The organism is Streptomyces sp. MA5143a (assembly GCF_900290235.1).
In the GTDB taxonomy this organism is placed as follows: domain Bacteria; phylum Actinomycetota; class Actinomycetes; order Streptomycetales; family Streptomycetaceae; genus Streptomyces.
This window is the reverse complement of sequence record NZ_OLMK01000100.1, coordinates 1-21,040: the sequence shown is the minus strand read 5'-3', so window position 1 is coordinate 21,040 and position 21,040 is coordinate 1. Positions and strand designations below refer to the sequence as shown.

The following is a 21,040-nucleotide window of genomic DNA, read 5'->3' as shown; positions in this document are numbered from 1 at the left end:
CGGGGCGACATGGCGGCCCCGCCCGGCATGTGGTGGTCTCCGCGCCGCGTCTGGCGGGGCGTCGTCACGTTCTTCGTGGACGGTTTCGGCGCGCTCGCCGTCATCTTCGGCATGGTGCCGCCGGCCCACGTCGAGCAGGCAAAACAGTGGTGGCTCGGCGACCCGGACCCCGGGGCGCGGGGCGGCGCGCTGCCGCTCGACGAGCCGCCGCCCGCCCACCCCGAGCGCCTGGTCGCCGACGTGCCCCTCTCCCCGCGTGAACGGGAGCTCTGGGCGCAGTTGCAGGGGCACGGCCGGGTGGAGGACGGCCCCGGCCGACGGGAGTGACGTCGGCCGCAAGAGGGGCTTTAGAGACGGACCCGACGATCGGCACGACAGGTCGGGCGGACCAGTGGGTCCGGCCGGCCGCCCGGTCCACCCGGTGCGGCCGGCCCGGCCGGTTCAGCCGGTTTCAACGCGATACGAGTCGCTTCGAGGCGAGGGGAAAGACGGTGGCGGAATTCGGTTCATTCGCGGAGCTCGTGCTGACGCGGTCGGACGAACAGAGGGACAAGGACGCGTTCCTGTTCCTCGCGGACGGCGTACGGGGCAAGGAGCCCGAGCGACTGCCGTACCGGAACCTGGACCGCGCGGCCAAGGACATCGCGTCCTGGTTGCAGGAACGGGGCCTCGCGGGACGACAGGTCCTGCTGCTGTACCCCTCGGGCCTGGACTTCGTGAAGGCGTTCGTGGGCTGCCTCTACGCCGGCGCCGTCGCGGTGCCCGCGCCCCTGCCCTCCGAGCAGGGCCAGCACTTCCGCCGGGTCTCGGGGATCGTCCGCGACGCCCGCGTCGGCGCCGTGCTGACCCTCGCCGAGCACGCCCCGGAGGTGGAGGCGTGGCTGGCGGCCGAGGGCTTCTCCGACGTGGTGTGCCTGCCCACCGACCAGGGGACGGTCGGTGACGCGGACGCCTGGCGCGACCCGGCGCTGACCCCGGACCACCTGGCCTTCCTCCAGTACACCTCGGGCTCCACCAGCGCCCCCAAGGGCGTGATGGTCTCGCACGGCAACCTGCTCGCCAACGAGGCGGCCATCGCCCGCTCCACGGGCAACACCCCCGACACGATGATCGGCGGCTGGCTGCCCTTCTACCACGACATGGGCCTGATCGGGCACATCCTCCAGCCGCTGTGGCTGGGCACCACGAGCGTGCTCATCCCGCCGGTGTCGTTCCTGCGCAAGCCCGCCCGCTGGCTCGAACTGGTCAGCGAGTACGGCGTGAACGCGAGCGGCGGCCCCAACTTCGCGTACGACCTGTGCGTCCGCCGGGTCACCGACGCGCAGCTGGAGGGCCTGGACCTGTCGACGTGGCGCACCGCCTGCAACGGCGCCGAACCCGTCCGCGCCGAGACCCTCCAGGCGTTCACCGAGCGCTTCGGACCCCACGGGTTCCGCGCGGAGACCATGTTCCCCTGCTACGGCATGGCCGAGACGACCCTGCTGGTGACCGGCACCCCCAAGACGCGGGGCGCGCTGCTGCGCGAGGTCGACGCGGCCGGCCTGGAGCAGGGCACCCTCGCCGGACCGTTCCTGGGCGCCCCGCGCCGCACCCTGGTCAGCAGCGGGGTCGCGCTGGCCGAGGACTTCGAGGTGCGGATCGTCGACCCCGAGACGCTCGCCGAGCAGCCCGAGGGCCGGGTCGGCGAGATCTGGGTGCGCGGCGCCAGCGTGGCCTCCGGCTACTGGGAGCGGCCCGAGGTCAACGCGGAGATCTTCGGCGCCCGCATCGCCGGCCAGGAGGAGCTGGGCGCCTGGCTGCGCACCGGCGACATGGGCGTCCTGGGCGGCGGCGAGCTGTTCGTGACGGGCCGCCTGAAGGAGATGGTCCTCATCAACGGCCGCAACATCTACCCGTACGACGTGGAGAGCGCGGTCCGCGGCCTCAACCCGGCGATCGGCGCCGGGGCCGTCTTCGCCGTCGACACCGGCGGCCAGGAGCACCTCGTGGTGATCCACGAGATCCGGGCCGCCGCCGCGGGCGACGACCTCAAGAGCATCGCCACCGACATCCAGCGGCACATCGGCATGGAGTTCGCCGTACCGGCCGGCAACGTGCTGCTGGTCCGCCCCGGCACCGTCCGCAGGACCACCAGCGGCAAGATCCAGCGGACCCTGATGCGCAAGCTGTTCCTCCAGGGCGCCGTCACCGCGCTGCACTCCGTGCTGGACCCGTCGGTGCGCACCCTCGTCGAAGCGGCCGCGGCCGCCGCGGCGGGCACCCCGGCCGCCGACCCGGCCATGGCACCGGTGGGCTGAACCATGGACCATCCCCCTTACCGCGTCGCACAGGAACTGGAGTCGCTGCTCGGCGACCCCGACGACCCCGCCACGCCCTTCTCCCACGCCCGCTGCCTGGAACTGGACGAGAACGAGGAGTTCCCGTCCGACATCTGCCGGGTGCTGGAGGGCTGGGGGCTCCAGGAGTTCTACATCCCGGCCGAGCACGGCGGCAGGCTCACCGACTACGAGACCGTCATGCAGGTCATGCGGGTCGTGGCCCGCCGCGATCTGACCGTCGCCGTCGGCCACGGCAAGACGTACCTGGGCGGGGTCTGCGTCTGGATCTCCGGCACCCCCGAGCAGGCCCGCCGGCTCGCCGAGGACATCCGGGCGGGCGTGCCCGTCTCGCTGGCCCTCACCGAGCGCGCCCACGGCAGCGACCTGCTCGCCGGGGACGTGCGGGGCGAGGCCGACGAAGCGGGCGGCTGGCGGATCAGCGGCGAGAAGTGGCTGATCAACAACGCCACCCGCGGCAGCCTGCTCTCCGTGCTCACCCGCACCTCCGAGGACGGCGGGCCGCGCGGCTTCACCGTGCTGCTCGTCGACAAGCGGCCGATGACGCAGGGGGAGCACTACCGCTGCGTCGACAAGATCCACACGCATGGCATCCGGGGCGCCGACATCAGCGGCATCGCCTTCGACGGCGCCCCGGTGCCGGCGGACGCGGCGGTCGGCGGGGAGGGCGGCGGCGTCGAGACCGTGCTCAAGGCGCTCCAGCTCACCCGCACCATGTGCGCCTCGCTGTCACTGGGCTCGGCCGACCACGCGCTGAACATCGCCCTGGACTTCGCCGAGCGGCGCGAACTGTTCGGGCGGCGCCTCGTCGACCTGCCGCAGGCACGGCACGTGCTCGCCTCGGCCGCCGCGGACGTCCTCGCCGGGGAGGCGCTGGCCACGGTCGCCGCCCGCTCCGTGCACACCGTCCCCGACGAGCTGAGCGTGGCCGCCGCCGTCACCAAGTACCTGGTGCCCACCGGCACCGAGCAAGTGATCGCCGAGCTGACCCGGCTGCTCGGGGCGCGGGCCTTCCTCAAGGACGTCCACGCCCTCGGGATGTTCCAGAAGGTCGACCGCGACCACCGCATCGTCGGCCTCTTCGACGGCAACACCCTGGTCAACCTCAACTCCCTGGTCAACCAGTTCCGTTCGCTGTCCCGCGGCTGGGTGCGCGGCACCGGCGACACGGCCGGCGCCGCCCGCGCCTTCGACCTGGCGGAGCCGCTGCCCCCGCTCGCCCCGGAGCGGCTGTCCCTGGTGGCCCGGCGCGGCAGCGGCATCATGGCCACCCTGCCCGCGTCGGTGGCGGCCCTGCGCGCCGAGGCCGGCGCGCGGCCCGAACTCAAGGGCGCGCTCGGCGCGGCGGAGCGGCTGCTCGCCGTGACCGGCCGGGTCCACGAGGAGATGGACGCCTATCGCACCGTGGTCTCCGATGTGCCGCCCGCCGCCTTCGACGTGGCCCGGCGGTACAGCCTGTGCCTGGCCGGCGCCGCCTGCCTCGGCCTGTGGACGCACAACCACCGGGCGGCACAGACCGGGAGCACCGGGCCGCTGTGGCGGGACGGGGTGTGGCTGTGGCCCGTCCTCGACCGGCTGCTCGCGCGGCTGGGCGAGCCCGACGCGGGCGACCCCGACGCCTACCCCCCGCTGCTGGAGCGGCTGCGCGCCGTACGGGGGGCGGGCGAGCTGTTCTCCCTGTTCCCGTTCGCGCTGCACGGGTCGGCCGGGTCACCCGGCGACACCGCCCCGCTCACCCACGCGCCCGGCACGACCGGCGGTCCGCCGGCCGCCGCGGCGCACGCACACACCGACACCCGGGTCGCCGTCGGCGGCACCCGGACATCCGAGGGGACGTCATGCTGAGTGATCCCGCGGTCCAGGGGCTGCACGGCGACGCAGCCCCGAACGGCACCGCCCCTGCCATCGACCCGGCCGCCCACAAGGCGGCGGAGGACGCGGTCCGGGCGAGGATCGCCGACCTGGAGAGCCGCTTCGGGGACCCCCAGGACCCCGCCAACCCGCTGGGCGCCGCCGGACTGCTGGCCGCCGACGAAGCGGGGGAACTGCCCGCCGCCGGTGAGCGGCTCCTCGACGACCTGGTCCTCAACGCCGAGTTCGTGCCCACCGACCTCGGCGGGCGCCTCGATCGCCTCGACACGCTCGTCCGCGTGATGCGTCAGGTGTTCCGCCGCGACGTGGCGCTCGGCCTCGGCTACGGCATCACGTCGTTCATGGCCGCCGTCAACGTGTGGACGGCCGGCAGCGAGGAGCAGCGCCGCCGGACGGCGGAGCTGCTGCTCGGCGGCTCCAAGGTCTCCGTCGCCTACCACGAGCTGCCGCACGGCAACGACTTCGTGCGCAACGAGTTCCGCGCCGAGCCCGTGTCCGGCGGTTTCCGTCTCAACGGCCGCAAGGAGGTCATCAACAACGCCGACCGGGCCGACGCCTACGCCCTGTTCAGCCGCACCGACGACAGCCCCGGCAGCCGCAGCCACTCGGTGCTGCTCGTCGAACGCGACCAGCTCGACACGGAGCGCTTCGCGGTCCTGCCCCGCTACTCCGCGGTCGGCGTGCGTGGCTGCCGGCTGTCCGGGCTGGACTTCACCGACTGCCCGGTGCCCGACAGCACCCTCGTCGGCGCCCGCGGCCAGGGCGTGGAACTGGCGCTGCGCTCCTTCCAGATCACCCGCAGCGCCGTCCCCAGCATGGCCGTCGGCGCCCTCGACACGAGTCTGCGCACGGTCGTGCGGTTCGCCCTCGGACGCCAGCTGTACCGGCGTTCGGTGATGGAGATACCGCACGCCTCCGCCACCCTCACCGGCGCCTTCCTCGACCTGCTGATCTGCGACAGCATGGCGACGGTCGGCACCCGGGCGGTGCACCTGCTGCCCGACGAGACCAGCGTGTACGCGGCCGCGGTGAAGTACCTGGTGCCCAAGATGCTCACCGACACCATGTACGACCTGTCGATCGTGCTCGGGGCGCGGTTCTACGTCCGGGAGGGCGAGTTCGGCCTCTTCCAGAAGCACGTCCGTGACCTGCCGGTGCTCAGCCTCGGCCACGCCGGCTCGGCCGCCTGCCAGGCCACGATCATCCCGCAGCTGTCCCGGCTGGCCCGGCGCGCCTGGTTCTCCGGGGACGAGGCCCCGCAGAGCCTGTTCCGCCCCCGCGAGGCACTGCCCGGCATCCCCTTCGACCGGCTCGCCCTCGCCAGCGGCCGGGACAGCCTCAGCGCCTCCCTCGTCGCGGCCGCCGACGACCTGCCCAGCGGCTCCCCCGAGGAACTCGCCGTCCAGGCCCTCGTCATGCGGCTCCTGGACCAGCTGCGCCAGATCCAGGAGGACAGCCTGAACCTGTCCCCGCAGGACCGCACCGCCCTCGCCAGCCCCGCCAGCTTCGCGCTCGCCGACCGCTACGCGGTGTTCCTCGCGGCGGCGTCCGTCCTGGGCGTCTGGCGCGGGGCACAGGGCGGCGACGACCCCTTCCTGGCCGACCCGGCCTGGGTGGCCGCCGCACTGCACCGGCTGGCGCGACGGCTCGGGCAGCGCCCGGCCGACCTGCCGCCCGGCTGCGAGGCCCGGGTGCACGAAGAAGTGCTCCGGCGCTTCCACGAACGCCGCAGCTACGACCTCTACGACACCCCGCTGGCCGGCTGACCGCCGGCCGACCGGACCTGACGCGCCTTCACGAGGAGTTACACCATGTCTGTTCCCGCGACCGACCGCACCGCGAACAACGAGCACACCGCACACACCGTCGAGTCGCTGAGCAGCTGGCTCGCCGACCGGATCGCCCTGTACCTCAAGCGGACACCGTCCGAGATCTCCCCGACCGTGCCGCTGGCCGAGTACGGGCTGGACTCGGTGGCCGCACTCAGCCTGTGCGGTGACATCGAGGAGGACTTCGACCTCGTCCTCGAACCCACCGTGGCGTGGGACTACCCGACCGTCGAGGCGCTGGCCGGGCACCTGGTGGAGGAGCTCGGGGAGATGGGGGGAGAGAATCGATGAGGCCCGTCGCCATAGTCGGCATCGACTGCCGATTCCCGGGGGCGCCCGACACGGCCGCCTACTGGGACATGCTGATGCGCTCCGGGGACGGGGTGGACAAGGTGCCCCGGCAGCGCTGGGACGCCCGTGACTTCCACTCCCGCTCCGGCGCCGAAGGACACTCCAACACCACCGAGGGCGGCTTCATCTCCGACCCGGACGCCTTCGACAACGAGTTCTTCACCGTCTCCCCGCGCGAGGCGGCCGCCATGGACCCGCAGCAGCGGCTGCTGCTCCAGTGCGCCTGGCGGGCCGTCGAGGACGCCGGGGTCGCCCCGCAGAAGCTGGCCGGCACCGACACCGGTGTCTTCGTCGGCATCATGGGCAACGAGTGGGCGCACCTGCACATGACCGACTACGCCAAGGTCACCGCCCAGCTCGGCTCCGGCAACGGCTACTGCATGACCGCCAACCGGATCTCGTACCACCTCGACCTCAAGGGCCCCAGCCTCGCGGTCGACACCGCCTGCTCGTCCTCCCTCGTCGCCGTCCACCTGGCGTGCAACGCCCTGCTGGCGGGGGAGTGCGACACCGCCATCGCCGCCGGGGTCAACGTGGCGCTCACCCCGGCGCTCGGCATCTTCTACACCCAGGCCGGACTGTCCGCGCCCGACGGCCGGTGCAAGCCCTTCAGCGCCGACGCCGACGGCATCGGCCGGGGCGAGGGCGTCGGCGCGGTGGTGCTGCGCCGACTGGAGGACGCGATCGCCGACGGCCAGCCGGTGTACGCGGTGATCCGCGGCACCGCCGTCAACCAGGACGGCCGCAGCAACGGCATCACCGCCCCCAACCGCTGGTCGCAGCAGGAGGTGCTGGCCGCCGCCTACCGCCGCGCCGGCGTCGACCCCTCCGACGTCACCTTCACCGAGGCCCACGGCACCGGCACCGTCCTCGGCGACATGATCGAGATCAAGGCACTCGGCCATCTGCACTCCGGCCGCTCCGGGCGCCCGCTGGCCCTCGGCTCCGTCAAGGGCAACATCGGGCACACCGAGGGGGCCGCGGGCATCGCCGGCCTCATCAAGGTCGCCCTGTCGCTGCATCACAAGACGGTCCCGGCCAGCCGGTTCGCCGCCAAGGAGAACCCCGCCCTGAAACTCGCCAAGCAGGGCATACGGCTCCTCAAGGCGCCGCTGCGGCTGCGCTCCGGACCGGCGATCGGCGGCCTGAGCAGCTTCGGCATGGGCGGCACCAACGCCCACGCCGTCCTGGAGTCCGCACCGCCGTACGCCGCCCGCCCCGAGGAGCGGGACCCGGACGCCGGGCGCACCGGCGCCACCGGGCTCGGCGCCGGCGTCTTCACCCTGACCGCCCCCTCGACGGCCGCGCTCCGCCGCAACCTGCTCGTCCAGGCCGACGCCCTGGAACGGCGCCGGGTCCCGGCCGGCCCGCTGTGCTGGAGCAGCAACCGGACCAAGACCGGGCACCGCTACCGCTTCGCGCTGCCCGCCCGGGACACCGGCGAACTCGCCGCGACCCTGCGCGAGGCCGCCGGCGACGACGACCTGCTGGCCCGGCTCGTCGGCAACGCCACGGGCAAGCCCCAGGTGGGACTGCTGTTCACCGGCCAGGGCTCCCAGTACCCGGGCATGACGGCGCGGCTGTACCTCCAGTCGCCGCTGTACCGGCGGTTCCTCAACGAGGCCGACGAGGCGCTCGCCCCGCACCTCGGCGGCTCGGTGCGCGACCTGCTGCTCTCCGGTGACGAGGCCGTGCACCGCACCGGCTGGACCCAGCCCGCCCTGTTCGCCGTGGAGTACGCCCTGGCGGCGAGCCTGACCGAACTCGGGGTGCCGCCGGCGCTGCTGCTCGGCCACAGCGTCGGCGAGTACGCCGCCGCCGTCCTCGCGGAGGTCTTCCCGCTGGAGCAGGCCGCACGGCTGATCGCCGCCCGTGGCGCCCTGATGGAGCGGCTGCCCGAGGGCGGCGGCATGCTCGCCGTACGGGCGCCGCTTTCGGAGCTGACCGAACTCGTCGACGCGGAGCCCCTGGTCGGCGTGGGCGCGGTCAACGGCCCTGGGGCCACCGTCCTGTCCGGGGACCTGGCGGCACTGGAACGCATCGACGACACGCTCGGACGACGGGGCGTCAGGACCCGCCGCCTGGAGGTCTCGCACGCGTTCCACTCGCCGCTGATGGAACCCATGCTCGACGCGTTCGCCGCGATCGCGGACGAGACGGGCGGCGGCGTTCCCAAGCTCCCGGTGTACTCCACCGTGCGCGGGCGGCTCCTGGAGGCCGAGCCGATGGACGCCAAGTACTGGACCGAGCACATCAGCGCCCCCGTCCTGTTCGGCGACGCGATGAGCCGGCTGCTGGAGGCGGGCCCCACCCATCTGGTGGAGGTCGGCCCCCGCCCGGTGCTCAGCGGCATGGCGCGCGCCCTGCGCTCCGCCGCCGGAGCCGGTGTGCACAGCGTCGCCCCCGTGTCGGGTGAGGAGGCCGACGGCGGCACCTTCGCCGAGGCGCTGGCCGAACTCTTCCGCAGCGGCCTCGACCCCCGGTGGGACGCCGTCTACCCGCAGGAGGAGCGGCAGCCGCAGCGGCTCGCCCCGTACGCCTTCTCCGACGCCCACCGGTTCTGGGCCCGCACCACCGTACGGGCCGCCCCGGCGGACCTCAGCGTCGTCCCCGACCACGCGGACACCGCTCAGGCGCACCCGCGGGACGAGACGGCCCCGCACGGGCACGGCGCCGTGCTCACCGCCGTCCTGCCCTCCGCCGTGGAGGACTCGGCGGTGGACCCGGTGACCCGCGCCGTCATCGAGGCCGTCGCGGAGGTCGGCGGCTACGCCACGGACGAGGTCTCGCGGCTGTCCCTGCTCTACGAGGACCTCGGCTTCGACTCGGTGATGATCATGGAGTTGAAGGACCGGCTCCAGGAACGCCTCGACGGGCTGGAGACGATCAGCGTGCAGGACCTGCTCCCGCGACTGTCCTCGGTCGGAGACCTCGTCGACTACCTCCAGGACCGCGCCGGCTCGGCCGTCGCCTAGACCCCCGCCGCCCGCGCGCCGCGCTCCCGTCACGGACTTCAAGGAAGGACCGCTCGCATGCAGTCGGAACACTCGCCCCAGCACGGCTCGGCACCGCCCGGCGCCGTCTCCTACCTCGCCTCGGTCGGCACCGCGCTGCCGGGCGACCCGGTCGACAACGCGGCGCTGGCGAGGACACTCGGCGTCAACGAAGAGTGGATCGACGTGTTCATCGGCACCCGGACCCGGCACTTCGCCCGCGACCTGGAGACCGGTGAGGTCCGCTGGTCGCTCGCCGACCTGTGCGCCCGCGCCGCCGAGCAGGCACTCACCGCCTCCGGACTCGCCCCGCACGAGATCGACTTCGTGGTCATGGGCACCGCGACCCCGGACCACCTCATGCCCGCCACCGTCAACCACGTCGTCGACCAGCTGGGCCTCGACCAGATCCCCACCTACCAGCTCCAGTCCGGCTGCGCGGGCGCCGTGCAGGCCCTGCAACTGGGCCACACCCTCGTCACCGGCGGCGGCCACAAGGCGGGACTGGTCATCGGCGGGGACGTCTGCAGCAAGCACCTCGACCTCGACCGGGACCTGTCCTCGGCCGCCCCCAGCGACCTCGTCAACTACGTCCTCTTCGGCGACGGGGCGGGCGCCGCCGTGGTCACCTCGACCCCGCGCGGAGAGCGCCTCGCCCTGCGCACCGTCCTCAACCGGTTCACCGGACTCGGCCGGGAACCCGGCCAGGTCATCGACTGGTTCGGGCTCGCCGACCGCCACGAGGACCGGCAGGCCGTCCGGGAGGACTACAAGGCCATCGAGGAGTCCGTCCCCACCATGGCCGTGGAGATCCTCTGGGAACTCCTGGAGGAGCTCGACTGGACCCCCGAGGACGTGGACTTCCTGCTGCCGCCGCAGCTGTCCGGCCGGATGACCCGGCGGATCGCGGACGGACTCGGACTGCCCGACGCCGTCGAGGTGTCCTGCGTCGCGGACACCGGCAACAACGGCAACGCCCTGCCCTTCCTCCAACTGGAGGGACTGCTGGGCAAGATCGGCCAGGGGCAGCGCGCGCTGGCGGTCGCCGTCGAGTCCAGCAAATGGATCAAGTCCGGTTTCGCGCTCGAGAAGATCTGACCTCCGCACACACCCGCCGCCCCCGGGAGGGCCGTACAGAATGCACACCATCGACGATTTCGTCCGCCTCGTCAGGGACGAGCTCGGCATGCCGCTGGAGGAGTACCAGGTCTCCGCCGACCTGGACCAGCTGCCCGAATGGGACTCGCTGTACCTGCTGAAACTGGTCACCGCGCTGGAACAGGCCACCGGCCGCAGCCTGCCCGTGGGCAGACTGCTGGAGGCCCGCAGCCTCGGCGAGATCTACCAGCTGGCGGCCCGGACATGACCGCCGCCGGGGCCGGCGGGAACCCGCCGGCCCCCGCCCGGGCGCACCCCGAGCGCCGGCGGCGGCACACCCTGTACTTCCTGGAGCACGCCGCCCGGCAGCGGCCCGTGCACCTCGACACCGACATCGACATGACCCGGATCGAGGCCCACCGCGGGGCCGCGCGGGCGGCCGGCCGCCGCTACTCCGTCGTCACCTATCTGCTGCACGCCACCGGCCGGGTGCTGCACCGCCACCCGGAGGCCAACGCGGCCCTCGCCCCGGCCCGCCTGTTCGGGCTGCGCGGACCGCGCACCGTACGGTTCAGCGGCGTCACCGCCAAGCTGGCGCTGGACCGCACCGTGGACGGCGAACGGACCGTGCTGTCCGCGCTGCTGCCCGACCTGGAGAGCGCCGACCTCGACGGGATCCAGGCACGCGTCGACCGCTACCGGGGCCCCGGCACCGAGCGGATGGCCGAGTTCCGCGGGGTCCGGATGCTCGGCCGGCTGCCCGTGCCGCTCGGCCGGCTGGCCTTCGCCGCCGCGACCCGCGACCCGGCGAGACGGCCGGCCGTCCTCGGCACCGTCGCGGTCAGCTCGCTGGGCCACCGCCCCGTCGACGGATTCCACTCCAGTGGCGGCACCGCCATCACCCTCAACGCGGGACGCGTCGTCGAGCGGCCCGTCGTCAAGGACGGGCGGCTCGCCATCGCCCCGGTGATGCGGCTCGGACTCACCTTCGACCACCGGGTCGTCGACGGCGCGGCCGCCGCCGACGTACTCGGGGATCTCAAGCAGGAATTGGAGGGCTTCGATGACGCGGAGGAGGACGGCACCCAGCCCATCGCTCGGGGAGCCGGTGCGGATCTCCGGCCGTGACGGAGCCTGGGACCAGGTCCGCGCCGACCTGGAGGAGCACGAGGTCGCGGTGTTGCACGCCCGGCTCGCCGACTGGCGGCCGGACCGGGCGGGCGCCCCGCGGCTGCGTGCCCTGCTGGGCCGGGACTGGGACCGCTACCTGGAGATGACGCACCCGGACGTGCGGACCCGGTTCGCCGCGTCCCGGGTGCTGCTGAAGTTCGCCGCCTCGGTGGCGCTGCGGGTGCCCCCGCAGGCCGTCGAACTCGGGTACGGCCCCACCGGCCGCCCGTATCTGCGCGGCTACGACGCGGTGGACATCAGCCTCAGCCACACCGAGGACCTGCTGCTCATCGGGCTCACCACGAAAGGGCTGATCGGGGTGGACGCGGAGCGGGCCGACCGCCCGCTCTACACGCGCGGGCTGCACCGCCACGTCTGCACGCCGCACGAGCTGACCGTCCTGGAACGGCTCCCGGCGCAGCGGCGGGGCGCCGCGCTCGTACGGATGTGGACCCTCAAGGAGGCCTACAGCAAGGCGATCGGGCAGGGGCTGCGGTTCCGCTTCACCGACTTCGGTTTCAGCGGCGACGGCCGGCCCGCCAGGGTCCTGGCTCCCGACGGGGCGCCGGGCACCGGTGTCGAGTGGCAGTTCCGCACCTTCTCCGTCGACGACGGCTATGTCGTCAGCGTCGCGGTCAGCGACGCCGGGTTCGGCGGCACCCGGGACACCGACGCCCGCACCATGCTCGACCCGCGGGTCGTCGCCGCCGTGGCCGAGGCCCTGGGCGACGACGTGGAGTGCGACGACCGGGCCGGGGAAGAGGACGCCCTCCTGGGCTGGTGAGGGACCACGGCGGCGCGCTGGTGCGAAGAGGAGTCCTCTTCGCACCAGCGCGCCGCCGTGTGCCGTGCGCCCCCAAGCACCGCACGCACGGCACACCGTGCGCGGGACACACCACGCGCAGCGCTTAGCGGGGCGCAACCCGTGCGCCAGCAGGGCTTAAGGGACGGCGGCCAGGATCTCTCCGGGCGGGCCACCCGGCCGGGGGACATCCCCCGCTCCCGGCCGGGCAGGCCCGCCGCCGTACGACCGGACAGCCCCGCCCGCCGCCGGTACGACCAGGAAGGCCCCGAGCCCTCCGGCCGCATCCCCCGGGCATCGGACCCGCATCCCGGAGGAGACGGAGAACAGCGATGGACCATCTCGCGGAACTCAAGGAGTTCGCGCGGCTGCACGCCCGCGGCCAGGGCATCGGTGACCGCCAGGTCGCGGCCGTACTGCCGAGGATCACCAACGACGAGCCGGGACACCCCGCGTCGTGGGCCCGGGTGTGGACCGGCGAGGCCGACCGGCTGGCCGTCGCGGGCCGCCCCCTCGACGCGTGCCGGCACTACGCGCTCGCCCGTTTCCCGTACCACGGCGACGACGTCCGGCGCCGGGCCCAGGACAACTGTGTCCGCACCTTCGACGACTGGCGCCGCCGGCGCGGCGTCGAACGCCTGGTCCTCGACCACCCCGACGGCACGGTCGCCTGCTGGGCGAGCGGACTCGACTCCCGCCGCCGACGGCCGCTGCTGCTGGTCATGGGCGGCATCGTCAGCGTCAAGGAGCAGTGGGCGCCCCTGCTGCCCCGGCTCGCCCGCCTCGGCTGGGCGGCGGTGGTCGCCGAGATGCCCGGCGTCGGCGAGAACACCCTGCGCTACCACGCCGACTCCTGGCGGCTGCTGCCGTTCCTGATGGACGAACTCGCCGGCCGGGCCCGGGTGACCGACACGTCCGTCCTCGGCCTCAGCTTCAGCGGCCACCTGGCGCTGCGCGCGGCGGCCGAGGACCCCCGCATCCGCTCCGTCCACACCGTCGGCGCCCCCGTCGCCGGGTTCTTCGACGACCCCGACTGGTGGCCCCGGGTCCCCGGGATCACCGTCGCCACGCTGCGCCGGCTCACCGGAGCCCCCGACGACGACGCCCTGCGGGCGCTGCTCGCCGACTTCCCGCTCGGCCCGGACGTCCTGGGCGCGGTCGACATCCCCGTCGGATACGTCGTCAGCTCGCGGGACGAGATCATCCCGCCCACCGAGCGGCAGCTGCTCGGCGCCACGCTGCCCCGGGTGCGCTTCAAGGAGTTCGACGACGTCCACGGCTCCCCGGCACACCTGGGGGCCATGCGGAAGTGGCTGATCGCGTCCCTGCTGCGGGCCCGCGTCACCCACCGCCTCGGCGGCCGCAGCGCCCTGTCCGCAGGCGGCGCGGCGCGGCGACCGGGGGCGACCGGCGGCGCGCCCGGCCTGTTGCGCGCGGTCGGCGCCGAGGCGCCCGGCACGTCCATCGCGCCCGGCACGTCCACCGTGGCCGGCGCGTCCGGGATGGTCGGGCCGTCCGTGGTCGGGCCGTCCGGTGCGGCGGGCCCCTCCGGCTCCGGCACCGGGGTCGTCGGCCGGGCCGACGCCGTGCCCCGTCAGCCGCGCCGGTCTCCCGTCGAGTGAGAGTCCCGCACCCGTCCGTCGGCGCCCCCGCGCCGGGCGTCGTCCCCACCGGTCGGCGGCGGTAACCGCGACCGTTCCCGGTGCGCTTCCTCGCACACCTACCCAGAGGTGGCTGTCATGTCCTCCGTGCACACCCTCCGCGCTCCCTCCTCCCCGGCCCAGGCGCACACTCCCTGGCGGACGAGGACACCCGGCCAGGCCCAGCCCTGGCGCTCCCTCACCTCGCTCGGCCTCGACCCCGATCCCGAGGGCGTCCCCGGTGACCCGGTCCTCTTCCGCGCCCAGCGCGTCCCCGTCCCCGGCCCCGCCGGCGGCGAGGCCCCGGGCGCCCCGGACGTCGTCGAGTCCGCGCCGGTCCCGCGCCGCCCCGTCCGTGACCACCATCCGATCCCGCAGGAGGCCTGACCCATGGCCGACGACCCCTTCACCGCCCGCACGCCGTTCCGGCCCAGCCACCAGCCGGGGCGGCCCAGGCCGCGGGCGGTGGGCCGCAACGAGATCCGCGTCCGCACCCGTGAGCTGCACGGCTACCGCTTCGCCTACCGCATGGCAGGCAAGGGCGAGTCCGCGGTGGTGCTGATCCACGGCATCGGCGACTCCTCCGCGACCTGGGCCGACATCATCCCCGGCCTGGCCGCCCGCTACCGGGTCCTCGCCCCCGACCTGCTCGGGCACGGGGCGTCCGCCAAGCCCCGTGGCGACTACTCTCCGGGCGCGTACGCCAACGGGCTGCGGGATCTGCTCAGCGCGCTGGGCATCGAGCGGGCCACCCTCGTCGGCCACTCCCTCGGCGGCGCGGTGGCCGCCCAGTTCGCCTACCAGTTCCCCGAGCGCACCGAGCGGCTGGTCCTCGTCGGCAGCGGCGGCATCGGCCGCCAGGTCTCCCCGCTGCTGCGGGCCGCCACGCTACCCGGCGCCGAACTGCTGCTGTCGGCCTTCCAACTGCCCACCGTGCGCTGGCAGTTGCAGATGTTCGTGCGGATCATGAAGACCCTGAACACGGGGCTCGGGGTGGACGCGCCGGATCTGCTGCGGGTGGTGGACGCCCTGCCGGACGCGAGTTCGCGCAGCGCGTTCGTGCGGACCCTGCGGGCCGTCGTCGACTGGCGTGGCCAGGTCGGCACGCTGCTCGACCGCTGCTATCTGACGCAGGGCATGCCGACGATGCTGGTGTGGGGCGGACGCGACATGGTCGTCCCGGCCCTGCACGCCGGCCTCGGCCATGTGTCCATGCCGGGCAGCCGGCTGGAGATATTCGAGGACGCCGGGCACTTCCCGTTCCACACGGACCCGGAGCGATTCCTCGGGGTGCTCCACGACTTCATCGGCCGCACCCGCCCCGCCCGGTTCAGCCCCGAGGAGTGGCGGCAGCTGCTGCGCACCCGCCGCGCGCACGCCCGCACCCGGGGTGCCCGTCCCCTCCAGGGGCGGGCCACCGGCTGACGGCCGGCCACGCGGGGGACCGGAGTGGAGAACCGGCCCCCCGCCACTGCCGTCGCCGGCCGTCCGGGAGCCGCGTGCGGGACGTCACGCGGCTCCCCCCGGCGACGACCGCCCGACCGACACGGCCACCACCGTCAAACGACTGACCCCGGGGACGACGTCACACGGCCTACGTTGGGGACGACGTCACGCGGCCTACGTTGAGGACGACGTCACGCGGCTTACGCCGGGGACGAGTCACACGGCCTACACCAGGGACGACGTCACGCGGCCGCCTGCGTCGGGGACGACGTCACACGGCCGCCTGCGTCGGGGACGACGTCACGCGGCCTGCGTCGGGGACGACGTCACGCGGCTTACGCCGGGGACGACGTCACACGGCCGCCTACGTCGGGGACGACGTCACACGGTCCACACCGGGGACGACGTCTCGCGGTTCACGCCGGGGAGCAGGCCGTACGGCTCCTGCCGAGGATGACGTCATGTGCTCCCGCCGGGAGCCGTCACGCGGTTCCCGGCGGGGACGACCTCACGCCGCTTTCGGCGGGGCGGGGACAACCCCACCTCGCTTCCTCCAGCAACACGCTCACGTCGCTCCCCGTCAGGGGCGACGCCATGGCCCTTCGCCGGGGGCGTAGTCACGCTGCCCCGGTCAGGGACGCGCCGCTTTCGGCGGGGCGGGGACAACCCCACCTCGCTCCCTGCGGGGACGGCCTCGCGCCGCTTCCGCCGGAAACACCGTCAGGCCGCCCCCGCAGGGGCGACCTCACGGCGTACCTTCCGGCTCAGGCGGCCTTGGCCGTTCCCAGGAGCCACATGCCGGGGCCCACCTCGACCGCGTGGCCGACGGGGGAGAGGCGGTGGGTGGGGTCCGGGGCCAGGCGGGCCGTGGTGCGGCGGACGTACTCCGTCCAGCGGCGGTCGCCGAGGCGTTCCGCGGTGCGCCCGCACTGCTCCAGCTGCCGCCGGGCCACGTCCACGCGGCCACGCCGAAGGTTGACCAGGGCGAGCCCCTTCAGCGCGGCCACCTCGCCCCGCAGGTCCCCTTCGGCCGAGCACAGCGCCAACGCCCGCCCGTAGCGCCGGGCGGCGTGTTCCAGCAGGCCCTGGCCGAGCAGAACGTCCGCCGCGCCGATCCGGCAGCGGGCCACCCCGGTCCGGTCGCGGACCAGCTCGAACGCGTGCTGGGCGGCGGTGTGGTGGCGCAGCGCCCGGTCGGCCTGGCGGCGCTGCCAGGCCAGGTCGCCCAGCGCGTACTGGACGGCCGCCTCGGCCTCGGTGTCCCGGGCCCGCCGCGCGGCGTCCAGGGCGAGCCGGTGGGTCTCCTCCCACTCCTCCCACGCGGCGCGCGCGTGGAAGTACCCGGCGGCGCTGCCCGCGAGGTCCCACACCAGCGGCCACAGTCCCGCCGCGTGCGTCTGCCGTACGGTCTCCACCAGGCCCGTGGCCTCCTCGCGGAACCATCCCAGCGGACTCGCGCCGACGATCGCGGCCGCGTCCGGCCCGGTGTGGCCGGTGTGCCCGGCGTCGGGCCGGGCCCGCCACTCCCGTCCGGGGGCGAGCCGCCGGTCCGCGTACCGGGCGAGGCTCCCGTAGGCCCGGCCCAGCCGCTCCACGACCTCCCGCCGGGTCCGGGCGGCGTCCGGCTCCGCCTCCCGCAGTTCGGTGGCCAGCACCCGCAGCAGCGAGTGGAAGCCGTAGCGGACGGACCGGCCGTCGGTGCGGGCCTCCAACAGCTGGGCCCGCACCAGTTCCTCGGCCGTCTCCTCCGCCTCCGCCGGCCCGGTGCCCAGCAGGGCCGCGACGGTCCAGCCCGAGAAGTCGGGGGCCGGCGCCAGGGACAGCAGCCGGAACGCGCGCCGCAGCGCGGGCCCCGCCTCCTGGTAGCCCGTCAGCAGGCTGGAGCGCAGGTCGAGGTCGCCCTCGCGCAGCACACCGAGCCGGGTCCGCTCGTCGCGCAGCCGGCCCGCCAGCGCGGCGGGCGTGGTGTGCGGGCGCGCCGTCAGGGCCGCCGCGGCCACCCGCAGCGCCAGGGGGAAGCAGCCGCACAGCCGGGCGATCTCGGCGACCGCCACCGGGTCCTGCGCCATCCGCTCGCCGCCGGCGGCGAGCAGCAGCTCCACCGCCTCCTCCGGCCGCACCGCGTCCAGCCGCAGATGCTCCGCCCCGTCGAGGGCGGCGGCCCGGCGGCGCCCGGTGAGGATCACCGAGCCCTCCGTGACGGCCTGGAGCAGCGGCCGTATCTGCTGCTCGGACGCGGCGTCGTCCAGGATGAGCAGCATCCGGCGCCCGTGCAGGGCCCGCCGCAGCCGGTCGGTCAGCTCCTCCGGGTCGGTGAGCGGGACGCCGGGGACGTCGTCGGTGAGCCGGCGCAGCAGGGCCGCGCCGGCCTGAGCGGCACTCAGCGGACGACCCTGCGGCCCGCGCAGCCCGAGCAGCAGCCCGCCGTCGGGGAACAGGTCCGCCGTGCGGTGCGCGAGCCGCAGCGCCAGCGCGGTCTTGCCGACACCGGCGGGCCCGGAGACGGCCAGCACCCGTACCGCCGGCCGGCCGACCCCACCACGCAACGCCCGTTCCGCGTACGCCAGTTCCTCGTCACGGCCGACGAAGCCGGGCGGCGCCGCGGGCAGCGCCGGGGGCGGGCCGGGCAGGGGCCGCGGCCCGTCGGCGGGTCCCGCCGCCCGCCGGGGAGCGGCCGGGCGTCCCGGTGAGCCGGCGGCGCCGTCCGGGGCGTCGCCGTTCGCGCGGCGCGCGGTGCGGGGCGGCTGCCAGTCCAGGGAGGGTTCCCGGCGCAGGACGCGTTCGTGCAGCCGGGACAGACCCGGGCTCGGCTCGACGCCGAGTTCCTCCACCAGGGAGTGGCGCAGCCGCCCGTACACCCGCAGCGCGTCGGAGCCGCGGCCCGTCCGGTACAGCGCCACCATCAGGTGTCCGTGCAGGGTCTCCCGCAGCGGATGCTCGTTGGCGAGGGCCAGCAGTTCCCCTGCGAGCTCCTGGTGGCGGCCCAGCCGCAGGTCGGCGACGATCCGCTGCTCCAGGACCTCCATCCGCAGCTCGTCCAGCCGGATGGCGGCGGACTCCAGCCGCACCCCGTGCGGGATCCCGGACAGGGCGGGGCCCGTCCACAGGGCGAGCGCCTCGTGCAGCAGTCCGGAGGCGCGGCCGAAGTCGCCCTCCTGGTAGGCGGCGCGGCCCTCGGCCCGCAGCCGTTCGAAGCACGGCAGATCGAAGTCCCGCTCGGGAACGGCGAGGAGGTATCCGGGAGCGCGGGTCAGCAGCTCACCGGAGTGCGCGGAGCCGCCGGCCTCGGCGAGGACCTTGCGCAGCTGGGAGACGTACACCTGGAGGGTGGTGGTCGCGGTGCGCGGGGGTTCCGTCCCCCACAGCTCGTCGATCAGGCTGTGCACGGGGACCACTTCACCGGCCTGCACGAGCAGCGTGGCGAGCAGGGCGCGCGGTTTGGCGGCGGAGGGAGTGCGGGGCGACAGACTCACCGGCCCCAGTACCCGGAAACGCATCGGAGAGCTCCTTGATCATGAGAACGGGGGGAGAGGAGAGCGTCGGCCGGTCCGGGCGGCGTCGTACGGTCAGCAGTCCTGGAGGAGGACGGCCGAGGCGGTGCACAGGACACGGCTGCCCTGGCTGAAGGCGAGCCGGGTGCGTACGGTGGGCCGGCCCGTCTCGTCGCGGACCGGTTCCTCCGCCACGACCGTGCAGGTCAGCGGGAGGTCTGCGTCCCCGAACCCGCGGAAGGACGCCCGCCAGCGGGTCAGCAGGGCGTGGGCGGGCCGCAGCCCGTGCAGTTCGGCGGCGGCGAGCAGCGACGCCTGCCGGGACGCCTCCAGGAACACCGGGCCGGGGACATGGTCGCCGGGCAGCGCCGTGAAGACCTCGTGCCCGGGATCGGCGGCCACGGGCAGCACGAACTCCCCGTAGGGCGCCCGCAGCGGCGGTCCCACGACGACGTTGCGCGGGTCCTCGCGCCCCACCGACCGCGGTGCCACGGCGGCCGGTTCCTCCTGCGTGACCACCGTCATGGAGGCCAGCGGGAGCACCACCGGAGTGGTGCTCCGCAGACTCTCCTGACGCCCCACCTCACGGTGCGACCGGTACACCCCCGGCATCAGGAACTGTAGCCGCGCGGAAGCGCTCCCACAGGGGACACCGTCGATCGCCACGTCGCTGCGGCAGTCGAGGCCGCGCGGGACGCCGTTGACCACGTCCACGGGCGTCACGGTGAGGTCCAGCGTCAGATGGGCCGGACGGCCGGTACGGCGCCACGGGGCCGGGTCGAGGACGTCGAGCCCGCTGGAGACGAACACGGCGGGGCGTTCGGCGGGCACCCGGAAGTACTGGTGGGCGACGAAGTGCGTCGCCTGGCGCAGGGTCTCCGCGATGTAGAGCAGATCGTGGAAGGTGCCCGGCCCGTCGGTGAACGTCCCGTGCTCCTGGGGCAGTTCGGCGGAGAGCGCGAAGTGCTGCTCCACGGGAGCGGCGGCGTCCAGCAGGAAGCCCTCCGGTGTGACGGGTCTGTGCAGCAGGTGCAGCGGTGCGACGAGACCTCTGGAGTCCGGGGCGGAGGGGGCGGGCTGAGAGGTGAAGGTGATGTCCATTGCAGCTCCTTCTGGGATGGCCGGCCCGGGATGAGCGTGGGGCGCGGCCGGTGCGCACAACGCCACAGGGCGGTGGCGAAAGGATTCCGCCACCGCCTCCACGGTGTCCTGGATCACTGGTATCGGCCTGTACCTGGCCTGGAACCGGGCTGGATCACCGCGGAATCTGGCCATCCGGCGACCGGACACCGGGTGGTGCGAGGGTTACGCGGCCTGCGTGGAACGTGCGGCGACCAGGGGATGGTCGGCGGCGAGCGGCCCCGCCGCGCTCGCTCCGCCCGGCGACCCGAGTTCGGCGAACACCTCGGTGTCCGCGGTCCGGTACTCGCTCCACTCGGCCGGGACGTCGTCCTCGAAGAAGATCGCCTCCACCGGGCAGACGGGTTCGCAGGCACCGCAGTCGACGCATTCGTCGGGCTGGATGTAGAGCTTCCTCGGCCCCTCGTAGATGCAGTCGACCGGGCATTCGTCGATGCACGCGCGGTCCTTGACGTCGACACAGGGCTGAGCGATCACATAGGTCATCTGGTGTCCCTCCCCGGGGCACTGCGGTCGAATGGTGACGGTGTTGCGGTGACGGTGCCGTGGTTCACGGTTCCGCGGTTCACGGCCGGCCGGCCGTGGTGGAGCGGGGGTGCCGGACGGAACGCCCGACCGTCCAGGTGTCGTTGCCGGCGAGGAGAGCGCCGAGATCGCCCTTGCCCCGCGACTCGACGGCCCTCTCCAGCTGGTCGGCCATCTGGGTGTCGTAGACGGGCCGGTCGACGGAGCGGAACACGCCGATGGGGGTGTGGTGCAGGGTGTCCGGGTCCGCCAGGCGGGACAGGGCGAAGGCGGTGGTGGGGGAGGGGGTGTGGGCGTCGTGGACGAGGACGCGGGTCTCGTTGTCGGGGGTGACGGTGACGACCTTC

At 74.4% G+C, this 21,040-nt stretch carries 16 protein-coding genes and 1 pseudogene; 13 read left to right on the top strand and 4 right to left on the bottom strand.

All coding sequences use genetic code 11. The features are described 5' to 3' along the window. Positions 1-9: 9 nt before the first annotated feature. The 13 genes from SMA5143A_RS35340 (at position 10) to SMA5143A_RS35280 (ending at position 15,516) form a co-directional block, all read left to right on the top strand. Complete coding sequence (locus SMA5143A_RS35340) at positions 10-327, top strand: DUF6059 family protein (protein ID WP_107466909.1); 318 nt, start codon at positions 10-12, stop codon at positions 325-327. 194 nt (positions 328-521) lie between these two features. Continuing rightward, positions 522-2,297, top strand: a complete 1,776-nt coding sequence (locus SMA5143A_RS35335; protein WP_258193918.1) for a fatty acyl-AMP ligase — start codon at positions 522-524, stop codon at positions 2,295-2,297. Between the two features lie 3 nt (positions 2,298-2,300). Next, entirely contained in the window at positions 2,301-4,181 is a 1,881-nt protein-coding gene (locus tag SMA5143A_RS35330) for an acyl-CoA dehydrogenase family protein (protein ID WP_107466907.1), read from the top strand. After that, positions 4,175-5,974, top strand: a complete 1,800-nt coding sequence (locus SMA5143A_RS35325; protein ID WP_107466906.1) for an acyl-CoA dehydrogenase family protein — start codon at positions 4,175-4,177, stop codon at positions 5,972-5,974. Before SMA5143A_RS35330 ends, SMA5143A_RS35325 begins: the two co-directional genes overlap by 7 nt. Before the next feature lie 45 nt (positions 5,975-6,019). Beyond that, the gene (locus SMA5143A_RS35320) at positions 6,020-6,328 is read left to right on the top strand and encodes an acyl carrier protein (RefSeq protein ID WP_055511768.1); all 309 of its coding nucleotides are present in this window, start codon (positions 6,020-6,022) and stop codon (positions 6,326-6,328) included. Further along, a complete protein-coding gene (locus tag SMA5143A_RS35315; protein WP_107466905.1) occupies positions 6,325-9,363 on the top strand; it encodes a type I polyketide synthase in 3,039 nt (1,012 codons plus the stop codon). The genes SMA5143A_RS35320 and SMA5143A_RS35315 overlap by 4 nt, the downstream gene beginning before the upstream one ends. A gap of 57 nt (positions 9,364-9,420) precedes the next feature. Beyond that, the gene (locus SMA5143A_RS35310) at positions 9,421-10,479 is read left to right on the top strand and encodes a 3-oxoacyl-ACP synthase III family protein (RefSeq protein ID WP_107466904.1); all 1,059 of its coding nucleotides are present in this window, start codon (positions 9,421-9,423) and stop codon (positions 10,477-10,479) included. A 40-nt stretch (positions 10,480-10,519) separates the two neighbouring features. Beyond that, positions 10,520-10,747 (top strand): acyl carrier protein, encoded by a 228-nt coding sequence (locus SMA5143A_RS35305; RefSeq protein WP_055711069.1) that lies wholly within the window; start codon positions 10,520-10,522, stop codon positions 10,745-10,747. Continuing rightward, on the top strand, positions 10,744-11,607 hold the full coding sequence (locus SMA5143A_RS35300; protein WP_107466903.1) for a 2-oxo acid dehydrogenase subunit E2: 864 nt from the start codon (positions 10,744-10,746) through the stop codon (positions 11,605-11,607). The genes SMA5143A_RS35305 and SMA5143A_RS35300 overlap by 4 nt, the downstream gene beginning before the upstream one ends. Next, positions 11,588-12,433, top strand: a complete 846-nt coding sequence (locus SMA5143A_RS35295; RefSeq protein WP_258193917.1) for a 4'-phosphopantetheinyl transferase family protein — start codon at positions 11,588-11,590, stop codon at positions 12,431-12,433. Before SMA5143A_RS35300 ends, SMA5143A_RS35295 begins: the two co-directional genes overlap by 20 nt. A gap of 350 nt (positions 12,434-12,783) precedes the next feature. Next, a complete protein-coding gene (locus SMA5143A_RS35290; RefSeq protein WP_107466901.1) occupies positions 12,784-14,073 on the top strand; it encodes an alpha/beta fold hydrolase in 1,290 nt (429 codons plus the stop codon). A gap of 117 nt (positions 14,074-14,190) precedes the next feature. Beyond that, positions 14,191-14,478 carry a hypothetical protein gene (locus tag SMA5143A_RS35285; RefSeq protein ID WP_107466900.1) on the top strand — a complete coding sequence of 96 codons (288 nt, stop codon included), beginning with the start codon at positions 14,191-14,193 and terminating at the stop codon, positions 14,476-14,478. A 3-nt stretch (positions 14,479-14,481) separates the two neighbouring features. Further along, positions 14,482-15,516 (top strand): alpha/beta fold hydrolase, encoded by a 1,035-nt coding sequence (locus tag SMA5143A_RS35280; protein WP_107466899.1) that lies wholly within the window; start codon positions 14,482-14,484, stop codon positions 15,514-15,516. Between the two features lie 785 nt (positions 15,517-16,301). On the opposite strand, the gene SMA5143A_RS35275 is transcribed toward SMA5143A_RS35280, so the two are convergent. The 4 genes and pseudogenes from SMA5143A_RS35275 to SMA5143A_RS35260 form a co-directional block, all read right to left on the bottom strand. Next, positions 16,302-19,034, bottom strand: a complete 2,733-nt coding sequence (locus SMA5143A_RS35275; protein ID WP_107466898.1) for an AfsR/SARP family transcriptional regulator — start codon at positions 19,032-19,034, stop codon at positions 16,302-16,304. A 69-nt stretch (positions 19,035-19,103) separates the two neighbouring features. Further along, the gene (locus SMA5143A_RS35270) at positions 19,104-20,129 is read right to left on the bottom strand and encodes an AfsA-related hotdog domain-containing protein (RefSeq protein ID WP_107466897.1); all 1,026 of its coding nucleotides are present in this window, start codon (positions 20,127-20,129) and stop codon (positions 19,104-19,106) included. A gap of 204 nt (positions 20,130-20,333) precedes the next feature. Next, positions 20,334-20,654: a ferredoxin gene (gene fdxA, locus SMA5143A_RS35265; RefSeq protein ID WP_107466896.1), complete on the bottom strand. Its 321-nt coding sequence runs from the start codon at positions 20,652-20,654 to the stop codon at positions 20,334-20,336. A 79-nt stretch (positions 20,655-20,733) separates the two neighbouring features. Beyond that, positions 20,734-21,040 (bottom strand): annotated as a pseudogene (locus SMA5143A_RS35260) (hypothetical protein); the annotation flags it as partial.

What these genes read in the sequence shown, in the direction of transcription:
- SMA5143A_RS35340 (WP_107466909.1), top strand. Translation starts at nt 10, where the DNA reads ATGGCGGCCCCGCCCGGCATGTGGTGGTCTCCGCGCCGCGTCTGGCGG.
- SMA5143A_RS35330 (WP_107466907.1), top strand. Translation starts at nt 2,301, where the DNA reads ATGGACCATCCCCCTTACCGCGTCGCACAGGAACTGGAGTCGCTGCTC.
- SMA5143A_RS35325 (WP_107466906.1), top strand. Translation starts at nt 4,175, where the DNA reads ATGCTGAGTGATCCCGCGGTCCAGGGGCTGCACGGCGACGCAGCCCCG.
- SMA5143A_RS35320 (WP_055511768.1), top strand. Translation starts at nt 6,020, where the DNA reads ATGTCTGTTCCCGCGACCGACCGCACCGCGAACAACGAGCACACCGCA.
- SMA5143A_RS35315 (WP_107466905.1), top strand. Translation starts at nt 6,325, where the DNA reads ATGAGGCCCGTCGCCATAGTCGGCATCGACTGCCGATTCCCGGGGGCG.
- SMA5143A_RS35310 (WP_107466904.1), top strand. Translation starts at nt 9,421, where the DNA reads ATGCAGTCGGAACACTCGCCCCAGCACGGCTCGGCACCGCCCGGCGCC.
- SMA5143A_RS35305 (WP_055711069.1), top strand. Translation starts at nt 10,520, where the DNA reads ATGCACACCATCGACGATTTCGTCCGCCTCGTCAGGGACGAGCTCGGC.
- SMA5143A_RS35300 (WP_107466903.1), top strand. Translation starts at nt 10,744, where the DNA reads ATGACCGCCGCCGGGGCCGGCGGGAACCCGCCGGCCCCCGCCCGGGCG.
- SMA5143A_RS35290 (WP_107466901.1), top strand. Translation starts at nt 12,784, where the DNA reads ATGGACCATCTCGCGGAACTCAAGGAGTTCGCGCGGCTGCACGCCCGC.
- SMA5143A_RS35285 (WP_107466900.1), top strand. Translation starts at nt 14,191, where the DNA reads ATGTCCTCCGTGCACACCCTCCGCGCTCCCTCCTCCCCGGCCCAGGCG.
- SMA5143A_RS35280 (WP_107466899.1), top strand. Translation starts at nt 14,482, where the DNA reads ATGGCCGACGACCCCTTCACCGCCCGCACGCCGTTCCGGCCCAGCCAC.
- SMA5143A_RS35275 (WP_107466898.1), bottom strand. Translation starts at nt 19,034, where the DNA reads ATGCGTTTCCGGGTACTGGGGCCGGTGAGTCTGTCGCCCCGCACTCCC.
- SMA5143A_RS35270 (WP_107466897.1), bottom strand. Translation starts at nt 20,129, where the DNA reads ATGGACATCACCTTCACCTCTCAGCCCGCCCCCTCCGCCCCGGACTCC.
- fdxA (WP_107466896.1), bottom strand. Translation starts at nt 20,654, where the DNA reads ATGACCTATGTGATCGCTCAGCCCTGTGTCGACGTCAAGGACCGCGCG.